This is a genomic window from Corynebacterium sp. zg-331 (genome assembly GCF_014267345.1).
Taxonomy (GTDB): domain Bacteria; phylum Actinomycetota; class Actinomycetes; order Mycobacteriales; family Mycobacteriaceae; genus Corynebacterium.
In genome coordinates, this window is sequence record NZ_JACMYD010000003.1 from 156,158 (window position 1) to 175,519 (window position 19,362).

Below are 19,362 nucleotides of genomic sequence, written 5' to 3' on the forward strand. Positions count from 1 at the left end.
ATCCTTCGCGCCTCGAACCCATCAGTTTCTCTTTAACACCCCCTGCACCGGCCCGCGTGACGTGCGCTGCCCTGCGGGGGCCAGCGTGGCCCGGGGTCGCTCACCGGTCACCGGGACTCGCTCACCCCAGCGCTGCGTCTCGCTCCCAGCCTGTCCCTTCGCCTGGCTGCCTTGGCTGCGTTCCATGTCCCGTCGGCTTTGTTCCAGGGCTACCTCAAACTCCAGCATTCTTGTGGCGGCTCGTTCCCGGAAACGCCGCGCAAACTCCTCAAAATCCATTTACCACACACCTGCCTTCCGTGCTCCCCCAGGGGATTTTTCGGCCGAAGGATCGCTGCGCTCTTCCCCCGGTGCAGCGACACCATCCTCCTCGCATTCGGTTTCCCCTTCCTGTGCTTCTGATCCGTTGTCGTTATCCTGATTCTCCGATACTGCGTCGTCCCTAGGAGACCACTCGGCTCCCTCCATGTGGGCTAACTTCTCCGCCGGTGGTTCCGGCTCCGGCACCGAAGCTAGATCCTCGATCGTTACCGCCGTCGGTTCCGGAGGGGCCGATGGGCACTCCTCCGATGGATTTTCCATCTTTTCCGGTGGCGACGGGCATTCCTTTTCCTCGCCCGTGCTCTCATCCGTCATAGGCGGTGTGGTTTCTGCACACGGCTCCGCTGGCAGCTGAGACTGATCGCAGGCATGCTCGCAAGAGGAGGCATCCCCGGCGCCCGCAATATCCACCTCCACCATAGAATCAAGGAAGGCATGAGCCGCTTGACTGACCTCCTCGGACACCTGGTGCGCCACCTCTAGGCCATACTTCACCACGTCGATACCGGCTTCTATTCCTACAGCCGCAACCTGGGTCACCGCACAGTTCATCGACTCGCTGGCCTCGGGCGCACCAGTACAAGTACCTTCCCCGCCCTGAGTCCCAACGCTGGCGGAAGACATCCCCGATCCCGATGGCGGCTGTACCGGTGTTTCCTGCGGACCTAGGCACTGCTGTATCACCTGCGTTTGCACCGCCGATACCACCGCCCCACCCCATGCCCGCGCCTCCTTATCTACGGAAACAGGAGATTCCTGCCGAGGCACCGAAGCAGGCTTATGGTCCAGCGAGGCTGCTTCAGTGCCCACTGCTTCGACGGGCTGCGAAGGCATCGGCGCCACCTCCGTGCGCTCCACGGCAGGCGCCGGAGACTGGGCTACCACGGGATCGGGCGTATCGGCCGCCGCAGGAGCGGTCGCCGCGGAAGTCGCTCCCTCCGGCACAGGATCTTTCGGACCACCGCACACATGCCCCTGCGAGGTGGCCTGGGTACCAGAAGACCCACACGACGCAACTGCTTCCCAAGGCTGTCTCGGTTGCTCCCCCTCGCACACCACCACGGCCCGTCGCTCCAGTTCCTCCATACACCCGCGCACGGCCTGATCTCGCTCCTGGCACACCTGCGTAATATTCTGCGCCGCTTGATCCACCAGCGTGGCAGCCGCGCCAAGGGCGCAGTGAAAAGACTCGTGATGCTCGGGGCTCGCCTGAGGATCCACGCAGCGCAGATGCTCGCTGAGCACCGAGACGGACTGGGTGAGCGCGGCAAGGATCTCCGTCACGGCGGTATCGGAAGTACGCGCGATATCGTTGAGCGCATCTGCCGCCGGAACCGTACACTCATCAAGGTCTTTCGCCTCGCCACGGTTTTTCCACCAGCCCTGGATTCCCTCCGCCACGACGTCGCCAATTACCCCCAGGGCAAGGTGCTTGAGCAACTGCAACAACCCACCAAGCCACCCCTTACTCAGGCCTGCCGTATCAGTGGCACCCACCGCCAGGGTCATGTGGTGGGAAATCTCCTGCGGGTTAAGCCCCGCGATACCGTCCACGGTGCGGTGCAATTCCCCCACCGCCATCGCAGGCCCCGCATAGCGGCCCCGCGCCGCGGCCCGAAGCTCGGCCACGGCATCGCCGTACTTCTGAACGCTAGTCATCCGCGCCGCTCCAGGTCGCGCGCATGATCACGATCCGCGCCATCCACGCGGTCAATATCACGCAGGATCCCCCGCAACACCTGAGAAAGACGCCTCATTCTCTCCATCTCCGCCGCGTGCATACGTAGATACAGGGTGGAAAGCCGCTTCCCATGCTCAGGAAAACCCTGCCCCGTAGCGTACGGTGACAAGGAGGGCGGAGACGCCCCGTGTGCGCCCATGCGCTCCTCTAATTCCTCAAGGCCCCGTCGCACCATGCTGCGGATGACTTCCGGGGCGATAGAGATGTTCTCCACGCCAACCCCCTTGTGCCGGCATCGCCTCTGCGATGCGAGTCAAAATAAATCCTCTCCCTATTCTTTGACTCCATCCGGTGCCACCGAGGTTCCCCCGCAGGCGAAAATACCGAGAAACTACACTGCTGCCACCACCGCAGCGAGCTTGCCCGCCACCCGGCGCGCTTGTTCCTCCTCCGCGGCCTCCACCATCACGCGGAAGAGCTCCTCCGTGCCCGAGGGGCGCAACAGCACCCGCCCGGTCTCGCCCAACTCCGCCTCTGCTTCCTCAATGGCCTTCGCCACCTGGGAGCTATGGGCAATACTATTTTTATCCGACACTGGAACGTTGATGAGAACCTGAGGTAGAACCGTCATGACGTCGGCAAGTGCGGACAGCGTCTTACTGGTTTCCGCCATCCGCGCCATCAGGCTCAGACCGGTCAAGACACCATCACCCGTCGTGCCGTACTCGGGGATGATGATGTGACCGGACTGCTCCCCGCCCAGACTCAAGCCCGAGGCATTGATCTCCTCCAGCACGTAGCGATCCCCCACCTTCGTGGGTACCACAGTAATCCCCTGTTCCTCCATCGCGAGACGCAATCCGAGGTTGCTCATCACGGTAGCCACGAGCGTGTTTTTCTTCAGCTCGTTATTATCCTTCATGGCCACCGCCAGGATCGCCATAATCTGATCGCCATCAACCACTCGCCCCTGCGCGTCCACCGCGAGGCATCGATCCGCGTCACCATCATGCGCCAGCCCCAGATCGGCACCGTGCTCGAGCACCGCGCGTTGCGTCTGCTCAATGTGGGTGGAACCGCACTGATCATTGATGTTGTAAGCATTCGGTTCGTGATGGATGGCGATCACCTCGGCCCCCGCGCGACGATATGCCTCCAGGGCAATCTCCGAGGCCGCACCATTGGCGGCATCGACAACCACCCGCAGCCCCGTCAGATCCGCCTTGACTGCCTCCTTAAGGTGCGCCAGGTAGCGCTCGTGGGCATCCGTCGCCTCCTCGATGACCCGGCCCACCCCGTGTCCGGTGGGGCCTTCCTCCTCCAATTGCGCCATCACGGCCTCGATCTCATCCTCCACCGTGTCGGGGAGCTTGCGGCCGCCGGCGGAGAAAAACTTGATCCCATTATCCGGCATGGGGTTGTGCGAGGCGGAAATCATCACGCCCATATCCGCGCCATAATCATCGGTCAAAAAGGCTACGGCGGGCGTGGGCAGCACCCCCACCCGCAACACATCGACCCCCCGCGAGGCCATACCCGCCGCCAAGGCCGCCGCCAGCATCTCTCCGGACACCCGCGGATCGCGACCGACAATAGCGGTAGGGCGACGCTTGGAGGACTGATTTTCGGCCGTGAGCACCTGAGCTGCCGCCGCTCCCAACCGTAACGCCAGCGAGGCTGTGAGGGTCTTATTCGCTAATCCGCGCACGCCATCAGTACCAAAAAGTCGAGTCATACGTTCCATTATGCCCGGCGGTTCCCCCGCAACCGTTCACTGCCCCACAACGGCAAACGCCGCCCCCGCATGCACGGGAGCGGCGCACCAGCGCGGAAAATCAACGCTTGGAGTACTGCGGAGCACGGCGGGCCTTGTGCAGACCAGCCTTCTTGCGCTCAACGGCACGAGCGTCACGGGTAAGGAAGCCAGCCTTCTTCAGGGCTGCACGATCCGCCGGCGCATAGGCGTTGAGAGCACGGGCGATCGCCAGGCGGAAGGCACCGGCCTGGCCCGTGGGGCCGCCGCCCTTCAGATTCGCCTGAATGTCGAACTGCCCCTCACGATCCAGCAGCACCAACGGGGACTTGACCGTCTGCTGGTGAATCTTGTTCGGGAAGTAATCCTCCAGGGTGCGGCCATTGCACACAAACTGGCCGGACCCCGGTACCAGGCGCACACGCACGATGGCGCGCTTACGACGGCCCACGGTTTGGATCGGGCCCTCGACACCGGCCTGCTCAGTCTCGACCTCCACCTCGGTCTCGGCGATCACGTGATCGCCGATGGTGTTGGTGAACTCTTCGGCGGCAGCCGCGGCAACCAAATCCTCGGCGTCTGCGACGTTATTCTCGATGTTATTGTTCAGCTCGGTCACTGTGCCACCACCTTGATCTCGTAGTTCTCCGGCTTCTGGCCAGCGTGCGGGTGCTCAGCACCGGCGTAAACGTGCAGCTTCTTGATCGAAGCGTGAGACAGCTTGTTGTGCGGCATCATGCCCCGGATGGACTCTTCCACGGTGCGCGCCGGGTGATCGGCAAGGGCGCGACCCAAGGTCATGGTCTTCAAACCACCCGGGTAGCCCGAGTGACGGTAACGCATCTCACGCTCACACTTGTTGGAGCTCACGGCAACCTTGTCCGCGTTGATGATGATGACGTGATCGCCGCAATCAACATTGGGGGCAAACTGGGGCTTGCCCTTACCACGCAGCAAGTTCGCGGCGTGCGTGGCAAGGCGACCCAGAACCACATCAGTGGCGTCGATAACATACCACTTGCGGGTAATGTCACCGCTCTTCGGGTGATAAGTAGACACTTAGGTGACTCCTTGACGGTCTATCTTTAAGAACTGCCGGCCAGTGAGTGTGCCTCATCACGATCACGGCGGCCGGTGGGGACCCGAGATCAAGCACAGAATGCAGGGCACACAATCAAGCGATTATATGTTGTCTCTAGCAAACGGCAAAACCACGATGATAGGAGCGCTACCCCACCGCGCCCGTGCCTGTCCTGCGATGACATGCACTCCCATCATCGTGATACTTGACGGCGCCCTGTTGCACCGTTGCTTACGTCCCCCGGGATTTAGCCCCAGGAGGCCGCCGCCGCGCGATTCACGTCCGCCATGCGATCATTGCCTTGGGAGACCGTGCGCGCGATGGTACCGAGTATCTGGTTGAGATCCTCGGCCGAGCGATCCCACTTTTCCTGGGCCGCCTGATAGGCCACCGCCGACTCGCCTTCCCACGCGGCCACCATCGGTTGCAGTAGCGCCTTCAGTTCCCCCAGCAGGGCGTTGATCCTGCCCGAGGTGGCGTGAATATCACCAGCGGCAGCCTCAATAGCCCCAAAAGAATACTTAATATGATCCATCATGTACCCCCTTCTTTAATCTTTTTTCGCATCGCTTCTTCGCGGAATGCCTACAAGGCAAGACCGCCACCCACGGAGCTCAGAGCCTGAGCATTGTTGGCCTCCATATCCTCAAAGTGATGCGCATTCGAGCGGATATTCTCACTGATGGAGGCGAGGGCCTCTCGTAGTTCCCGAGCCGAGGTGTTCCATCGCTCCATGAGGTTATCGAAGCTGACCTGAGCGCTACCCGCCCAGGAGCCGCGAACCCCATCGACCACCCCCTGCAATCTAGTCAGTTCGGACTGCACCTGGCCGTTCGTGTCATCCACGCGACCTGCGGTGGCGATCATGACGTCGGCTTCTGTCCTGAGCATCCCTGACATCGCTACCCCTCCTTTACATAAACAAAACAGATGGTGAATGGTCGGGAAGCCCCACCGCAGTGGAACCTCCCACTTATCTTTGACTTCCCCACTCCCTCGCTGGTTCCCGCCCACGGGATATTTCCCCGCACCACCCCCTCACACGATCTCCAGAGACTCTTCCACCATGCGGCAAGCGGCGCGCTGCACCACGGTGGAGGCCTCACGAGTATGACACCCCACGCTCACGTGACGGCCTGCTTCCACCCAGGCACTCCATTGCACTACCGATCCATCACCGGGTTCCTCCCGATAGCGCACCTTTTCTTTTTCCGCTTGCGGCGCGGTCTTCGGCTCCACTTCCCCCAGCGTGGGATCGCGCTCGGCGGTCTCGATCACCTCGCGTAGCACCGCCGCCACCGGCACTCCCGATACAGGTTCGGCGGCGACCCTGATCCGCAATCCCGTATCTTCCCCGCGAAACACCACATCCCCGCCCTCCAGGTCCGCGCGGAAACCGTGCGGAGTGGTCACCCGCACCCCGCCGACTTCGTGTACCACGGTGGGAGGCTCCGCAGCGGCAGGTGGAGCGGGAAGGGCGTCGCTAGGCATGGACGCCGGTGTACTCGTCTCACCGATGAGGGGAGCGGCGTGGACGGGCTGGTCGTCCTGCGTCGCCAGTCCCTCGGGAACCGTCTCACCCACCGCCCACCAGGAAAGACCCAAAACGGCGATAATAATGCCCGCGATCGCCCCATGCATCCAGGTCACACGCCCCCACCACGCCCGGTATCCCCCGCCACCATGCCGCGATACAGGCCTCCGATACACCCCTCGGGTATCCTCCCGTGCCCCCACTCCCGCCGGAAAAACCTGCGGGGGCGGCTCGATGGTTTCCACAGGTGGCGTGGACTCCACGACCTCCGTGGGAGTGTCCTCACCGGCTTCTCCAGACTCGGGTGCACCCAGGCCCACCGCACGAAGCGCCTCAACCACGACCGCAACCGCTGCGGCGCATTCCGCATCCTCCTCGGCATTGTGCGGTTCCATCCGCACTTCCACCCGCTGATCATCTTCCTCCAGCAGGGCCTGAGCCTGCTCAACCACGGCCGTGACGGCCCAGGGTTCCGCCAGCACGGGTGGGACGAGATCGTAACGGTACACGGTATCCGTTCCCTCAAAGACGGTGGCTTCCTCCAGGATGGTGACGATCAGCCCCATGGTTTTTCCTCTCCCTCTCCGGTTACCCGCATGGTGCCCGCATGGCAAGACAGCGCACCCGAGGATTCAGTGCGGGCCACCTGGATTGTGATCGGGTCCGCCCCCTGGTCCAACCATCGCCCCCGCCCGGGAGGCTGAGCCACGGGTTTCATGCCGCAAACAGCACCTTCTTCCCTATCCGCGTCCAAAAGGAGTACTGCGGGAATCTGATCGCGTAGTGCCGCGAGAAAAGGCTGATACATCGCCCGATTAATCCCTCCGGATTTATGCGCGACCACCAGGCGTAACCCCACGTCGCGGGCGTGCGGCAGCAATGCGATGATATGAGACAGGGCGCTGGCCTCCACCAGATCCGCATCATCGATCACCACGTAGATCTCCGGCCCCTCCCACCAGCTGCGGCTTCGCAGTTGCTCCGGGCTCACCTCCGGGCCGGGTATGCGTTCTCGAAGCGTCACGGCCGTGCTGCGCAACGCCTCCTCGGTGATAGTGGAGGAAGCGCTATAGGCCGCCAGCATCTCCTCGGGCACCGCTCCCAGATGGGCGCGGCGGTGATCCACCATGACGATTCTGGCCTGGCGCGGATCGCGCCGAACGAGCCCTGCGAGCACCGTACGCACCAGGGTTGACTTGCCCGATCCACGGGCACCAACGCAGAGCAGATGATCGGTGCGCCACGACACCGGATCCAGGTGAATCCCACCGATTCCCACCGTCACCGACTCCTCCACGTGGGGGAGATCGGCAAGAGAAAGGTCTGTGGGAAACACCTTGAGCCTGGGCACCGGGTTCTGTTCGGCGGAAACCATGGCGATATGGGCAATATCCTGCGTGGAGCACCGGCACCACAGCATCTGTTCCCCGTCCTGGGTGATGCCGCGGCCCGGACGAGCCGGGATCTTTTGTTGAGCCTTCCTATCGATCAGGGAGTCCATGGCCTCACCTAGCTGCAGCTCAAGGCGCACATCGATAAGATCGCGAATGGCCGGGCGCAACACGGTCCATCGCTGCGTGGAAATCATCACGTGGACGCCCGCCGCTGCCCCATCGGCCACGATGCGCTCTACCCGCTCCACCTCGTCCTCGCAGTCTGTCACCAGGGCATGCCAGCCGTCGATCACCACAAAGGTATGGCGCCCCTCCTCGGGGATCGCCTCTTCCACCAGGGCGGTCACCTCGTCGAACACGCGGTGAACCCGCCCCAGATCTTTCTTGTGCGCCACCCCCGCTACGTGCGGCAGCCGCGAGAGGACCTCGTGGTTCTCTCCGCCCATATCCACCACGTAAAATCTGACCTGATCGGTGGTATGCGTGGCGGCCAGGGAAGCCACGATGCTTTGCAAAGCCGTGGACTTGCCCGAACGCGGGCCGCCGCACAAGGCCACATGTCCGCCGCCCACCCGAAAGTCCACAACCAGGGGATCCTGCCGCTGCCGATACGGGCGGTCGATAATGCCCACCGCCGCCTTGAGATTCCCCATCGGTTCGACCACCCCCGCGAGCTCCACCATGTCCGGCAGCGGGGGCAACCACACGGTGCGGGCCTGGTGTCCGCGCTGCCGTGCGGCGGCACGAGCGCTATCCACCACGGCTTCCAAGACCGTACCAGAGCCCTCTTCCACCACCTCCACCACCTCTTTTTCCACGTCATCCCAGCTTTGGTAGCGGCGTACTCCGGCGCGGGAAGCCTCAGCATCCCGTCTGCTGATCAGGGGACCAGAAACATAGGCTGCCCGAAAGCCTCGCACATCCTCTGCCCCCGCCTTGAGGAAACCCATCCCCGGGACGGCGGGAAGCTCGTGGGCGTCGGGAACCCCGAGGACCTGGCGGGATTCTGCGGCGGAAAAGGTGCGCAGCCCGATGCGGTACGAAAGGTGGGAGTCCAACCCTCGCAACCGCCCTTCCTCCAGGCGCTGACTTGCCAAAAGTAGATGCACGTGGAGCGATCGCCCCAACCTACCCACGGCCACAAAGAGATCGGCAAAGTCCGGGTGTTGACCTAAAAGTTCGGAGAACTCATCCACCACGATCAAAAGCGCAGGCATGGGTTCGAGGTCTGTGCGTCCCGCGGCGCGCGCGGCCTCGTAATCGAGTACATTGGCGAAGTTACCGGCCTCGCGCAACGCCTCCTGTCTGCGGTTCATTTCCCCCGCGATGGCATCCTGCATACGCTCCACTAGGATGGCTTCTTGCTCCAGGTTGGTAATCACAGCCGAGGTATGCGGGAGATGATCTAGGCCTAGAAAGGTCGCCCCGCCCTTAAAATCCACCAAGATCAGGCTGAGTTCCTCCGGACTGTGCGTGGCAGCAAGCGCCGCCACCAAGGTGCGCAATAATTCAGATTTGCCCGACCCGGTAGCACCGATGCACAAACCATGCGGTCCCATCCCGCCGTGGGCGGATTCCTTCAAGTCCAGCCACACGGGGCTTCCCGTCTCCGTGCTCACCCCAATGGGAACCTTCAGCCGAGAACCGGGATCGGCTTGCCGACCAGGCCATAATCGATCGATGGCAAGATCCTCGCGCCCACGCATCCGCAACAGATCAAGCAGATCGTTGCTGCGGGCGGGATCCATCCCCGCCAAGGCCGCATCGGCCCGATAATACGGGGCTATGCGCCGAGCAAAAGCCGCCGCCTGCGGCACAGTCATCAGATCCGGGGCACCCAGGAGTTCCTTGCCACCGACCGTGTGCACCCACATTCCTTCGTCCTCACCGACGTCGAGGGCCAATCCCTCCTCCTGCGCTCGGTGTCGGAGGACGCTGGGCGGGCCGCCGCGGGCGATCTCCACGACGGTATCAGCCTGTGGAGCCTCCTCGTCGCCATCCACCACGGCGATCACATACGCGGCCTTTTGCGGAGCGCGCGTGTGGGGCAGCCACTTCAACCATTCCCATTCCCGGCCCTGCGGATCCGCGATGATGCCCAACGCCTCCGGTCCATGGTGAAACGCGAGTCCGCTCAGGAGGGCCCGGACGCACTCGGCCGCCCGAACTCCCGCCACGGACACGTAGGGGAAAGCCCGAAGCTGCACCACCACCGGGCTATCGGGAACCGTGCTCACCGCCCGCACGGTATGCCGAAGCGCCATCGCACACACCGGATCCAGATCTTCCGACGCTCCCGGATCCCCAACGTCGATGGGGGTACACAGTGCCGATGACCCCACCCCCACGCGCGCCTCCAAGTAGTCCTCGTCCTGGGCCGTCTTTTCCCACATGCGCTCACCGCCGACCAACGCCCAGAGATCGCCGGGATCGGGATAACAATGCGCCTGGTGATCCCGTTGCGCTCGGGCATTGCTCAGGGCCGTAGCACGCAATTGACCAAGGTGGCGCAGATACGTGCGGCGCGTCTCATCGACGTCGTTGGCTGCCTGCGGGGAGAACATCATGAGGAAGCCCATCGCCGCCATCAACGGCATGACCAGCATCATCGGGTTGATCGCACCCGCAGAAAGGAACATCACGATGACCATCGCCGCCATTGCGGAGACCATCACTACCGGCATGAGTAGCCGCACCAGCGGGGTCGTCGATGGCTTGTGTGCGGGCGGCACGGGCAGGGCTTTGAGTACTCCCTCGGGCCGGGGTGGTGCCGGTGCGCGCTGAGACATCGAACGATATTCCACGCACAGCGAGGTCTCGGTACGCGCGACGCGAGAGACAGGTGTTGCCATAACTTCCCCCTTGTGTGTCTTCCCCTCTAGCCACAACCCCCTGCTGTGGACATCATGCACAGAATAGACCATGATGGATAAAAAATAACCGATGCGTCTCACCCGGGGGTAGGCGCATCCATACTCGGGGGAGTTCATGGTGACCGCATCCACCAGTCATATGCTCAGATTGCGCGTGCGACTGCACGCAGGTTCCTACCGCCGTGAGGCGGATCTCGCCGTGCCCGCACACTCCTCGCTCTCGGAGGTCCTCGACGAACTCCTAGCCCTGTGCGGCGCACCCCTGCTCACCCGCCCGTGGCAGGCCCTCACTGCGGGTGGGCAGGTCATCGAGCCCACGACCGCGCTGGCGCACACGGGGCTACGCGACGGCGATACGCTCTTGCTTGGCCCGCAACGGGAACGCGTCCACCCCGTACTTCTCGATGCCACCGAGGCACTCACCGAGGAAACCACCCGCAGCGCGCGTCCCGTCCCACCGTCATTCCTCGCCCATGTCACCGCCACCACCGCGCTTTTTATCCTGGTCGTAGCGCTCTCTCACTGGCTACCGCTGTGGGTCGCCTTTCTTCCCACCACGATCGCCGCGCTCATCCTAACCCTGTGGACTCACCCGCTTCCCGGGGTGATCGCCACCGGCACAGCGTGCGCCGGAGCATCGGGATTTTTCTGGATCTACCGGGGACAGCCGCAGGATTGGCCAGCTTATGCCCTCCTCACGGGACTGCTTTCCACCGCGGCCGCGCTGGTCCTTTTCGGCCTCGCCGCCCACGGCCTACCCATACGTTTCATCGCGGTCGCCAGCACTGTCTGCGTCCTCGTTTCCTCCGCCGTGGCCGCCTGGTTCGTTCTTCGCGATCTTTCCGGCACGGCCGCACTGACCACGCTACTGGGGTTCTTCCTCGTCGCGCTCTCCCCTAGGCTGGCCACTGCTTGCGCCGGGCTCGCCCCGCCGCGGCTGCCCTCGGCAGGCCAAGACCTCGGGTTATCCGACGCCCCCCTGCCCCACATCGAGGGGCGGGCGCGGCGCGCGCGGCTCCTCTACGAAGGGATTCACCTTGGCCTCGCGCTCATCGTCGTCCCCGCGTTGCTCGGCATAGGATTCACGGCGAGCCGGTCTCCAGCCGGACTAGGTTTTGGTATCGCCCTGGTATGCGGCATCGGCCTCATCTTCGCCCTGCACGCCCTGCGCCATCCCCACCCCCTCGTGCTGTGCTCGCACGCCGCCGTCTCGCTCGCGGCGATCGCGGCCCTGGCTGTGGCGGCGGGTTCCAGCCTCGCCGTGCTGGCCATCGCGGGAATACTCTGCCTCGCCGGTATGAGCATGCCGTGGTGGTTGCCCCGTCTTCCCGCCCCGGAACCCACCCAGCTGCTGTGGTGGGAACGCCTCGAGTCCCTGGCCATCGCCGCCATCGTGCCGCTGTGCCTGCACCTCGCCGGGGTTTTGCCGCCATCCGGGGGTTGAGCCTGTGATCCGCCTGATCCTTTTTCTCCTCTGCCTCGGCACCTGGCCGGTGGTCCTCGCCGCGCCAGGATACGCCGAGGAGCGCTGCGCGGCGGGGATCGCCCTCACCGGGCCGGTGCCACCAGCATCCATGCCCGGTTCCGAACACGCCTCGGGTGCCGGGGTGACCGTGGCGGTAATCGATACCGGCGTGGCCTCGCATCCGCAGCTGCGCAATCTTGACGCAGGCTCCGATCTTGTCTCGCCCGAATCCCCCGACCCCTTTCACGACTGCGACGCCCATGGAACGATCGTGGCCGGCATCATCGCTTCGGCGGATCGGGGGATTGCCCCCGGCGCGCGCATTCTCAGCATTCGCCAGACCAGCTCCACCACATCGCACCCCGATGAGACCTCTCGGGCCAGGGGCACCCTCTCCTCGCTCGCCCAAGCGATCCGCGAGGCGGTGGATCGCGGCGCACGCGTCATCAATGTCTCGGTGGTCGCTTGCGTACCGCCCGAGCGTGCCCAACGCCTCGATACCCGCGTTCTCGACGAGGCCCTCGATCACGCCGAGCAGCAGGGTTCCGTGGTCGTGGCGGCGGCGGGAAATCGCTCCACGCAGTGCCAGGATTCCTCCGTGGTCTACCCGGCGCATGCGCCCACCGTCGTCGCCGTCGGCGCCCTCGATGACCCCCACGACCTGGCGGACTACTCCTTATCCAGCGGTCGTCATCTCCTCGCCGCCCCGGGGCGGCTCGCGGCAGGTCTCGATCCCCAAGGCCCCGGTTGGATCGGGGCGGTGGGTTCCCCCGATTCCTCCGGTTTCATTTCCGCCCCGCAGGAGCTGATCGGTACGAGTTTTGCCGCACCCGTGGTCTCGGGGATCGCCGCGCTGCTCCTGGAACAGCAGCCCGATTATTCCCCGGCCCAGGTACGGGCGCACCTCTTTGCTGCCGCTCAACCGCCGCACGGGGCCATCACCACGCACGATGCTATCGCCACGATCCTGCCCCGGTCGGCGCCGCCGCGCGAGATTCCCGCGGTCTCTCGCCCCGTTCCCCCCGACACCCGCGCGCAATCGCAGAGCCTGCACCTCGCGTCAGCCCTGGGCTGCGCGGTCCTCGGCGGGATGGTGATCCGAGGGTTCCTCTTACGCTATCGGTCCCAGCGCCCCTCCGCTCACACCTGGGGGTGATCGCAGCTCATCGCATTGCCTCCTCCTCGCTCAGCGGTGCACCCTCGGGCAGCAAACGAAGAGCGGGCCACCATCCCGGAATCGGCTCGGGCAGCCCCAATACCGCCACAGTCTCTCGCCCCGGTAAGCGATGGCGCACCCCGTGCGCGGTCACCACGTGATACCCCGCCCCGGTATCCACCGCGATGGCCCCACGCAAGTCGGCGGAGAAAAACTCCGCCACCGCCAGGCGACTCTCCGCCTCCCCGCGGTCTCCTCCGCTATCCCATCCCCGCTCGGGCAAGATCGCCCGCGGGCTGTCCGGCAGGGCACGACCCACGCTCCCCTCGGCGCCCACCGCGCAGAGATCGGTATTCGCGGGATCGATCAGACGTACGGCGTGATCCGGCAGGTTCAAGAGGTTGGGTGCCTGGGGGCGAGCCGCCGCCTGCGCGCGGGAAACATTGCGCTGAGTCGCCCCCATGTCCGTGAGCATAGCCGCCTGTTCCTCAGTCACCTCGTGGATCCCCTCGGGGGAGGAAGCCCACGCCTCCGCACCCACGCGCCACACCTCGGGCAGGGGGTGGGGAAAGGAAATTGCCTTGCTCTCCTCAATCGCCGCAGTCAAGGGCGCCGGTGGTTCCCACACTGGAGCGGTCGCATCTATCCCCAATCTTCGGCGCACCACCACCCCCTCGGGGGTATCTCCCAGGGGCAGCGCCGCCCTGCCTCCCGCCGTTACCAGGTAGTCCATCGGCACCGGGCCGTGCGTCTCGCGCAGCAACACCGCCTCGTGACCATCCAGTGCGTGCGGCGTACGCCCCAGTTCCACGCTGAGCCGACCACCGCGCAGGCAGGCGGCCCACGTGCGTTCCTCCTCCGGTGGGTTCGCGGCGGCGATAAAGCCGGGGGCATCGCTGAGTCCTAGCGGCCTACCATGGCGCAGGGAGCCCAGCTCCTCGTCGGCGATGTCCGCGGGTTCCGCGGCCGTCCCCAGGATGAGGCGGGCGGAGGCGAGATTGCTCACCGGGTGCACCTCGCCGTCGAGACGCACGTAAAGCTCGCCGCTGGCAGCGCGCAAAAGGGCGACGTCCTCGCCGGGGATGGGATGCGGGTCAAGAACTGCAAGGAGGCCCGATCCCATGAGAAAAAGCACCGCGAGAACCACGCCCACGGTGGCGGCCCGGTGGCGTTTGGCCAGCGGATCGTGGATCATGCGGGCATCGCCCAGCACGAGCGCGTGATGCATCCTACGCAGCAGAAAGCGGTGCCCAGAGACCTGGGCTTGCGTGGTGGGCGCGAGAACAAGACGATGATGTGGCATCCCCCGATGAACCTTCCCCCGAAGATAGTATCCGTGACAGCCTCATATTATACCGGAATCACCACCCCCACCGGGGTGAGCGGGCGTGAGCTCCTTATTCCGTCCGCACGGGGGCACCACCCTCGGTAAACCTCCCCGCCACGGGCCAGCTGGCATCGTTTTCGGCGTCCTCGTCCGCATCCGGCACGTCGGGACGGTTGTTGGGTTCGGTGGGCCGGTGGAAGTAGGGCTGAGACTCCTCCTCCGGGGAAGCGGCCACCCCGGCCTCCCCCTTGGTGGGGATGGGATAGCGCTCATCGAGGGATTCGGGAGAATTGCCGGGTTCGCGCATCGCCTCGAGTTCCTCGTCGGTGAAGGCCTCATTGACGGCAAAGATCGCCACGTTATCCTCCAGGTACACCAGGGTCACGCCGGGGGTGTACCACAGCCCGTCCATCATGCGCTCGTTGCGCGGCTGGGAAATCCAGAAGTTTTCCGGCGAGATCATGATGTACTTGACGCCCATGCGCTCGGCGGCCTCGTCCACGTTATTGCGCTCGTTGGGGGCACCGGGGTTCCCGGCCCCGAGGGCATTAGGCCACCAGTACAGCAGGCGCGTGGCGGAGTCCTTGGAGTCGGCGGGCCAATCGTAATGACGCATGACGGTGGGCAGGGAGTTGTAGGCGTACATCCAGCTGTGACCGTCGGCGGGTTCGCCCATGATGAGGCCCTCGTAGGCGTGCGGCTGACGCGCCAGCCAATCGAAGGCCCGCAGATCCACCGCGCTGACCATGCGATCATCCTCGCGGGAGGAATTAATCGCCCACTCCGCCCCCTCCGCAATCTGCGACCACAGGTTCGCGTAGATTCCTCCGCCCACCGGCAGCGCCAGGGCGATGGAGACGATGGCCGAAGCGCGCCCCCATTTTTTCACCGGAGCCAGGCACACCAGCCGAAGCAGAGTCGCCACGCCGATGCCCGCGGCGGCCATCACCAGCATCGCCACGGGAATCACGAGCCGATGCGCCATGGAGTAATGCAGGCCGCCGATGGCGCTCAGAATCTCCCCCCAGGCACCCCCCAAGGGATACAGGGCATTGACCGCGAGCACCACGGAAAAGAGATAGAGCAGGGGCGCCCACAGGTTGCGCCGCCACACAATCAGGGCTATTCCACCGATGAGCGCGGCCCACAGCACCCAGGCGAGAGTGATCTCGCCGAAGGCATCCACGTGTCGGGTGTTCATCCACAGTACCTTGGCCCAGGCCTGCCCGGAAGAAATATCCTCCTCCCCGGAAAAGGCCGCCACCTCCTCGGTGACCTCGGAGCCCACGAGCAACTGCGGCAGCAGCAGCACCACGCCCACCGCGCCAAAAGCACCCAGCACCCCACCATCACGCAGTCGCACCCGGATCCCCTGCCACAGGCCCTCGGCGGGACGAGAGGGCACCCAGATCAACCAGCACAGCCACCACAGGAGCAGGGCACTCACGATGATCGTGGCCGCCGAGGGGTGCATCTGGGTCACGCCCATGAGCGCGAGGGCCGCGGCGAGGCCGCTGCGGGGATCATCCGGCACGTTCATGAAAAGAGCGATAACAACCCCGGTCAGAGACACCGCCGCCACATAGGGCCAGGCACCCACGTAGTTACCCACCCAGTACCCTGCGGGGGCACCAAAGATCATGAACCCCGCCAGGGCCGCGCCCAGTTGGGCGGTCAGGCCGCGGCTGCGCATCATCTTCCACGCCAACAGTCCCACGGAGAGGGGGAAGCCCACGCCGGGGATGACGGCGCTGGCCACATTGACGGCCTCGATGGGCGATACCCCGCCGAGCTGGGCGATGAAATACGTGCCCGCGTGCCAGCCGCTGGGATAAAACATCGAGGCCTGGGTCTCGATGTTGTGCAGCTCCCCCATCCTGGTGGGCGAGGCCACTCCGGATTCCATGATCCAGCGCACCACGTTAGCGTGCCACTGCACATCCCAACCCTGGAAGACGTTATTGAGCCCCTCGGGCGCGCGGGCGATAAAGCCCAGCGACTTCCCCACTATCACGTGCGCCCCGGCGACCACGCCCAGGGCGGGGATGATCCAGGCGGCATCGACGATACTGCCGCGGCGTCGGTGCGCATCGCGCCACCACTCGCGCTGCGTCCAGCGCGGCCCGGTGTCCTCCAGGGACTCCTCGCGGTGCGGCGCGGCGGGATCGAGGGCCTCCTTGTACACCGTGGGCCGGGCGGCCAAACCCGTGGCCAGGTCCACCGCGGCGGCGTCACCGAGAATGTCGGCATCGGGTTTCAGGTAGATCACCGTGGCCGCCATATTCCGCCCGCGATCCCGGCGCCTCGTCCACAGCGCGGCGCGACGCCTTCTACCACCACGACGCCGACCGTAACAGTATCGCCACCCCAGGGCGAGGAGGAGCAGAACTATCCACAGGCCGCTTACGGACAACAGATCGTAGCGCCACGGGGTTACGCCCATCAGCCAGGCCGCCAGGCCAAAAACCCCGAAGCTCACCGGCACGGAGGCCACCACCGCCCACGGTACCTTCAGCCCGGAAGCCCAGCTCAGCAGGAACCCCGGCAGGGTAAAGATCAGTACCGCGAGATAGGCGATCTGAGCAGTATCCATGGAGATGCCTCGTGGTCCTTTCGTGGTCTTGGGCAGCCCCTAAAGGGTACTGGTCTCCTGGCCCTGGCGCGGTAGCGCCGCACGCCGATCCCGAGTCACCAACGCCCGAGCTGCTAGTTCCCGTTCTTCAGGATAGTCCACCCCCACCAGGCTCAACCCCCTGGCCGCCGCCACGGGTACTCGGGGGGAGCGGCGGCGCTCCTGAAGCAACCCCAGCGCGGTCTCCGGAGCGAACCTCCCCTCCCCCGCCGCCAGGCAGCACCCCACCAGGGCGCGCACCATCGACCAGCAAAAGGCATCCGCGTGGACCTCGGCCTCGTACAAGGCCGGCTCGCTCGGGGTGGAGGCGTCGCGCCAGCGCAACACCTGAAGGTCACGCACCGTGGTGGCGTGCGGCTTGGCTTTACAAAAAGCCGCGAAGTCATGCAAACCCACCAGGTGATCGGCCGTGTCCTGAAGTCGGGAAAGCTCCACCGGCTTGGGCCAGGCCGCGGTATCACGCGCCCTGGTCGGCAGGGGACCGCCGGGATGCGTGGTCACCCGGTACACGTAGCGACGGCGCAGGGCAGAAAACCGGGCGTCGAAGCCCTCCGGGGCGACCTGGCAGGCCGCAAGCCGGATGTCCTCGGGCAGCAGCCGAGCGAGCCGCCGCACCAACCGGCGTGGGTCTCCCCCCAGGGAGCGCTGCTCCAGGCACTCCGCGGGTACGTCCGCGTGCGCCACCTGGCCCGAGGCGTGCACCCCCGCGTCCGTGCGCCCCGCCACCGTCAGGCTCACCGGCACCCGCAGAACCAAGGCCAGCGCCTCCTCCAGCACGCCCTGAACGGTACGCAGGGAGGGGTCCTTCTGGTTGGCCCAGCCGTGAAAATCCGTGCCGTCGTAGGCCAGATCGAGCCGCAGCCGCACCTCCCGACTCATCGGCGCCACCAGCCCGAGGCCAGGGCCAGCAGCCATAGGGCCGGGGCGTCGATAGCCATGCGCTGATACAGCCCCACCGGGTGCCCATAGCCGGTGCCGAGGGCGGCCGCAGTCGTCAGCGCCGCCCCCAACACCGATACCCCCAGGAGCACCCACGTCACCGGGATAAGGGGGCCACCCGCGGCGGCGCGCGGCACCTCCTCGATTATCGCGCGCTGACGCCGGGAAGTCACCCCGGCCACCGCCATCACGCACCACATCGCCGCCACCGCCACGGCTTCGAGGACATAATGCGCTGTGGAGTAGTGCGCCGGATCCACGGCCAGGGCCAGCGCGGCACAGATTCCGGCGGTTATAAACCCCCCGCCCATGGGCGCGGCCCCAGCCATGCCATGCCCCCGCTGAAGGAGCCAGAGCCCGGCGACTGCCACCATCACTGCGGCGAACAATCCTGCGCACTGAAACCACAGGTAATGCGGGCTGCACGCCACGCGCGGGGCAAAGAAGTCCTCCATCGGCAGACACTCGGACACCTGCAGATCGGCCACCATGTTCCACCGAGGCAGGTACTCCCCCCGCCAGCCGATCGCGGCGATGAGCCGTCCCCCATACCACGCGGCCAGCGCCAGCAGGAGGACAACCGCCGGTGTCGTTCTCAATGTGCGTTTCACACGCAGCACCATACCGCAGCGCCGGGACACCGGGACAAAAGCGCCGGGGTAGGAACATCGGCGATGTTCCTACCCCGGCGCTCGACGAGAGCACCTCTGAGGAGAGATTACTTCTCCTCGATGTTCTCCTCCGCCTTCTCGGGAGCCTCAACGGCTTCCTCAGTAGCCTCGGTCTGCGCGGCCTCCTTGGCCGCGGCCGCACGAGTAACGCGGGTAGCCTCGGTGCTCACGGTCTCCTCCAGAATCAGGGAGACCTGAGACATCGGGGCGTTATCGCCGCGACGGTTGTCGAGCTTCACGATGCGGGTGTAACCGCCCTCGCGGCCCTCGAACTTGGGGGCGAGCTCGTTAAAGAGGTGGGCCACAACGTCCTTGTGCGGCACCTTTTTGAGCACCTCGCGGCGATCCGCGAGCGTGCCCCGCTTGGCCTTAGTGATGAGCTTCTCCGCGTAGGGGCGAAGCATCTTGGCCCGTGCATCGGTGGTCTTGATGGCACCGTGCTCGAACAGCTGCGCAGCCAGGTTAGACAGAATCTTCCGCTGGTTGCTGGCAGAGCCGCCGAGCCGTGCGCCCTTCTTGGGGGTAGGCATGAATA

The 19,362-nt window shown here is 65.2% G+C and carries 16 protein-coding genes; 2 read left to right on the top strand and 14 right to left on the bottom strand.

Features of this window, described 5'->3' with window-relative positions; genetic code table 11:
• Positions 1-21 precede the first annotated feature (21 nt).
• The 9 genes from H7347_RS05320 to eccCa all read right to left on the bottom strand — a co-directional run bounded on the left by H7347_RS05320 (position 22) and on the right by eccCa (position 10,616).
• On the bottom strand, positions 22-279 hold the full coding sequence (locus H7347_RS05320; protein ID WP_152821992.1) for a hypothetical protein: 258 nt from the start codon (positions 277-279) through the stop codon (positions 22-24).
• A complete protein-coding gene (locus H7347_RS05325) occupies positions 280-1,980 on the bottom strand; it encodes a hypothetical protein (RefSeq protein WP_152821994.1) in 1,701 nt (566 codons plus the stop codon). It lies immediately after the preceding gene.
• 413 nt (positions 1,981-2,393) lie between these two features.
• Positions 2,394-3,737 (bottom strand): phosphoglucosamine mutase, encoded by a 1,344-nt coding sequence (gene glmM / locus H7347_RS05330; protein WP_152821996.1) that lies wholly within the window; start codon positions 3,735-3,737, stop codon positions 2,394-2,396.
• A 100-nt stretch (positions 3,738-3,837) separates the two neighbouring features.
• Positions 3,838-4,374, bottom strand: a complete 537-nt coding sequence (gene rpsI / locus H7347_RS05335) for a 30S ribosomal protein S9 (protein WP_186337283.1) — start codon at positions 4,372-4,374, stop codon at positions 3,838-3,840.
• On the bottom strand, positions 4,371-4,814 hold the full coding sequence (rplM, locus tag H7347_RS05340; protein ID WP_186337284.1) for a 50S ribosomal protein L13: 444 nt from the start codon (positions 4,812-4,814) through the stop codon (positions 4,371-4,373). The genes rpsI and rplM overlap by 4 nt, the downstream gene beginning before the upstream one ends.
• 269 nt (positions 4,815-5,083) lie before the next feature.
• Complete coding sequence (locus H7347_RS05345; RefSeq protein ID WP_152822187.1) at positions 5,084-5,371, bottom strand: WXG100 family type VII secretion target; 288 nt, start codon at positions 5,369-5,371, stop codon at positions 5,084-5,086.
• Positions 5,372-5,421: 50 nt separating this feature from the next.
• Entirely contained in the window at positions 5,422-5,736 is a 315-nt protein-coding gene (locus H7347_RS05350; protein WP_152821998.1) for a WXG100 family type VII secretion target, read from the bottom strand.
• A gap of 138 nt (positions 5,737-5,874) precedes the next feature.
• The gene (locus tag H7347_RS05355; RefSeq protein ID WP_152822000.1) at positions 5,875-6,936 is read right to left on the bottom strand and encodes a type VII secretion-associated protein; all 1,062 of its coding nucleotides are present in this window, start codon (positions 6,934-6,936) and stop codon (positions 5,875-5,877) included.
• Positions 6,927-10,616, bottom strand: a complete 3,690-nt coding sequence (gene eccCa, locus H7347_RS05360; RefSeq protein ID WP_227659019.1) for a type VII secretion protein EccCa — start codon at positions 10,614-10,616, stop codon at positions 6,927-6,929. Before eccCa ends, H7347_RS05355 begins: the two co-directional genes overlap by 10 nt.
• Positions 10,617-10,791: 175 nt before the next feature.
• On the opposite strand from eccCa, the gene eccD reads away from it, so the two are divergent.
• The gene (eccD, locus tag H7347_RS05365; protein ID WP_186337285.1) at positions 10,792-12,081 is read left to right on the top strand and encodes a type VII secretion integral membrane protein EccD; all 1,290 of its coding nucleotides are present in this window, start codon (positions 10,792-10,794) and stop codon (positions 12,079-12,081) included.
• A gap of 4 nt (positions 12,082-12,085) precedes the next feature.
• Positions 12,086-13,258, top strand: coding sequence for a S8 family serine peptidase (locus tag H7347_RS05370; protein WP_152822003.1), 1,173 nt, complete (start codon positions 12,086-12,088; stop codon positions 13,256-13,258).
• A 7-nt stretch (positions 13,259-13,265) separates the two neighbouring features.
• Here the strand turns inward: H7347_RS05370 and eccB are convergent, their stop codons facing one another.
• The 5 genes from eccB to rplQ form a co-directional block, all read right to left on the bottom strand.
• A complete protein-coding gene (gene eccB, locus H7347_RS05375) occupies positions 13,266-14,561 on the bottom strand; it encodes a type VII secretion protein EccB (protein WP_152822005.1) in 1,296 nt (431 codons plus the stop codon).
• A 94-nt stretch (positions 14,562-14,655) separates the two neighbouring features.
• Complete coding sequence (locus H7347_RS05380; RefSeq protein WP_152822007.1) at positions 14,656-17,178, bottom strand: DUF6541 family protein; 2,523 nt, start codon at positions 17,176-17,178, stop codon at positions 14,656-14,658.
• A gap of 39 nt (positions 17,179-17,217) precedes the next feature.
• Complete coding sequence (gene truA / locus H7347_RS05385; RefSeq protein WP_152822009.1) at positions 17,218-18,132, bottom strand: tRNA pseudouridine(38-40) synthase TruA; 915 nt, start codon at positions 18,130-18,132, stop codon at positions 17,218-17,220.
• The gene (locus H7347_RS05390) at positions 18,093-18,767 is read right to left on the bottom strand and encodes a hypothetical protein (protein WP_152822011.1); all 675 of its coding nucleotides are present in this window, start codon (positions 18,765-18,767) and stop codon (positions 18,093-18,095) included. Before H7347_RS05390 ends, truA begins: the two co-directional genes overlap by 40 nt.
• 107 nt (positions 18,768-18,874) lie before the next feature.
• Positions 18,875-19,357: a 50S ribosomal protein L17 gene (gene rplQ / locus H7347_RS05395; RefSeq protein WP_152822013.1), complete on the bottom strand. Its 483-nt coding sequence runs from the start codon at positions 19,355-19,357 to the stop codon at positions 18,875-18,877.
• Positions 19,358-19,362 lie beyond the last annotated feature (5 nt).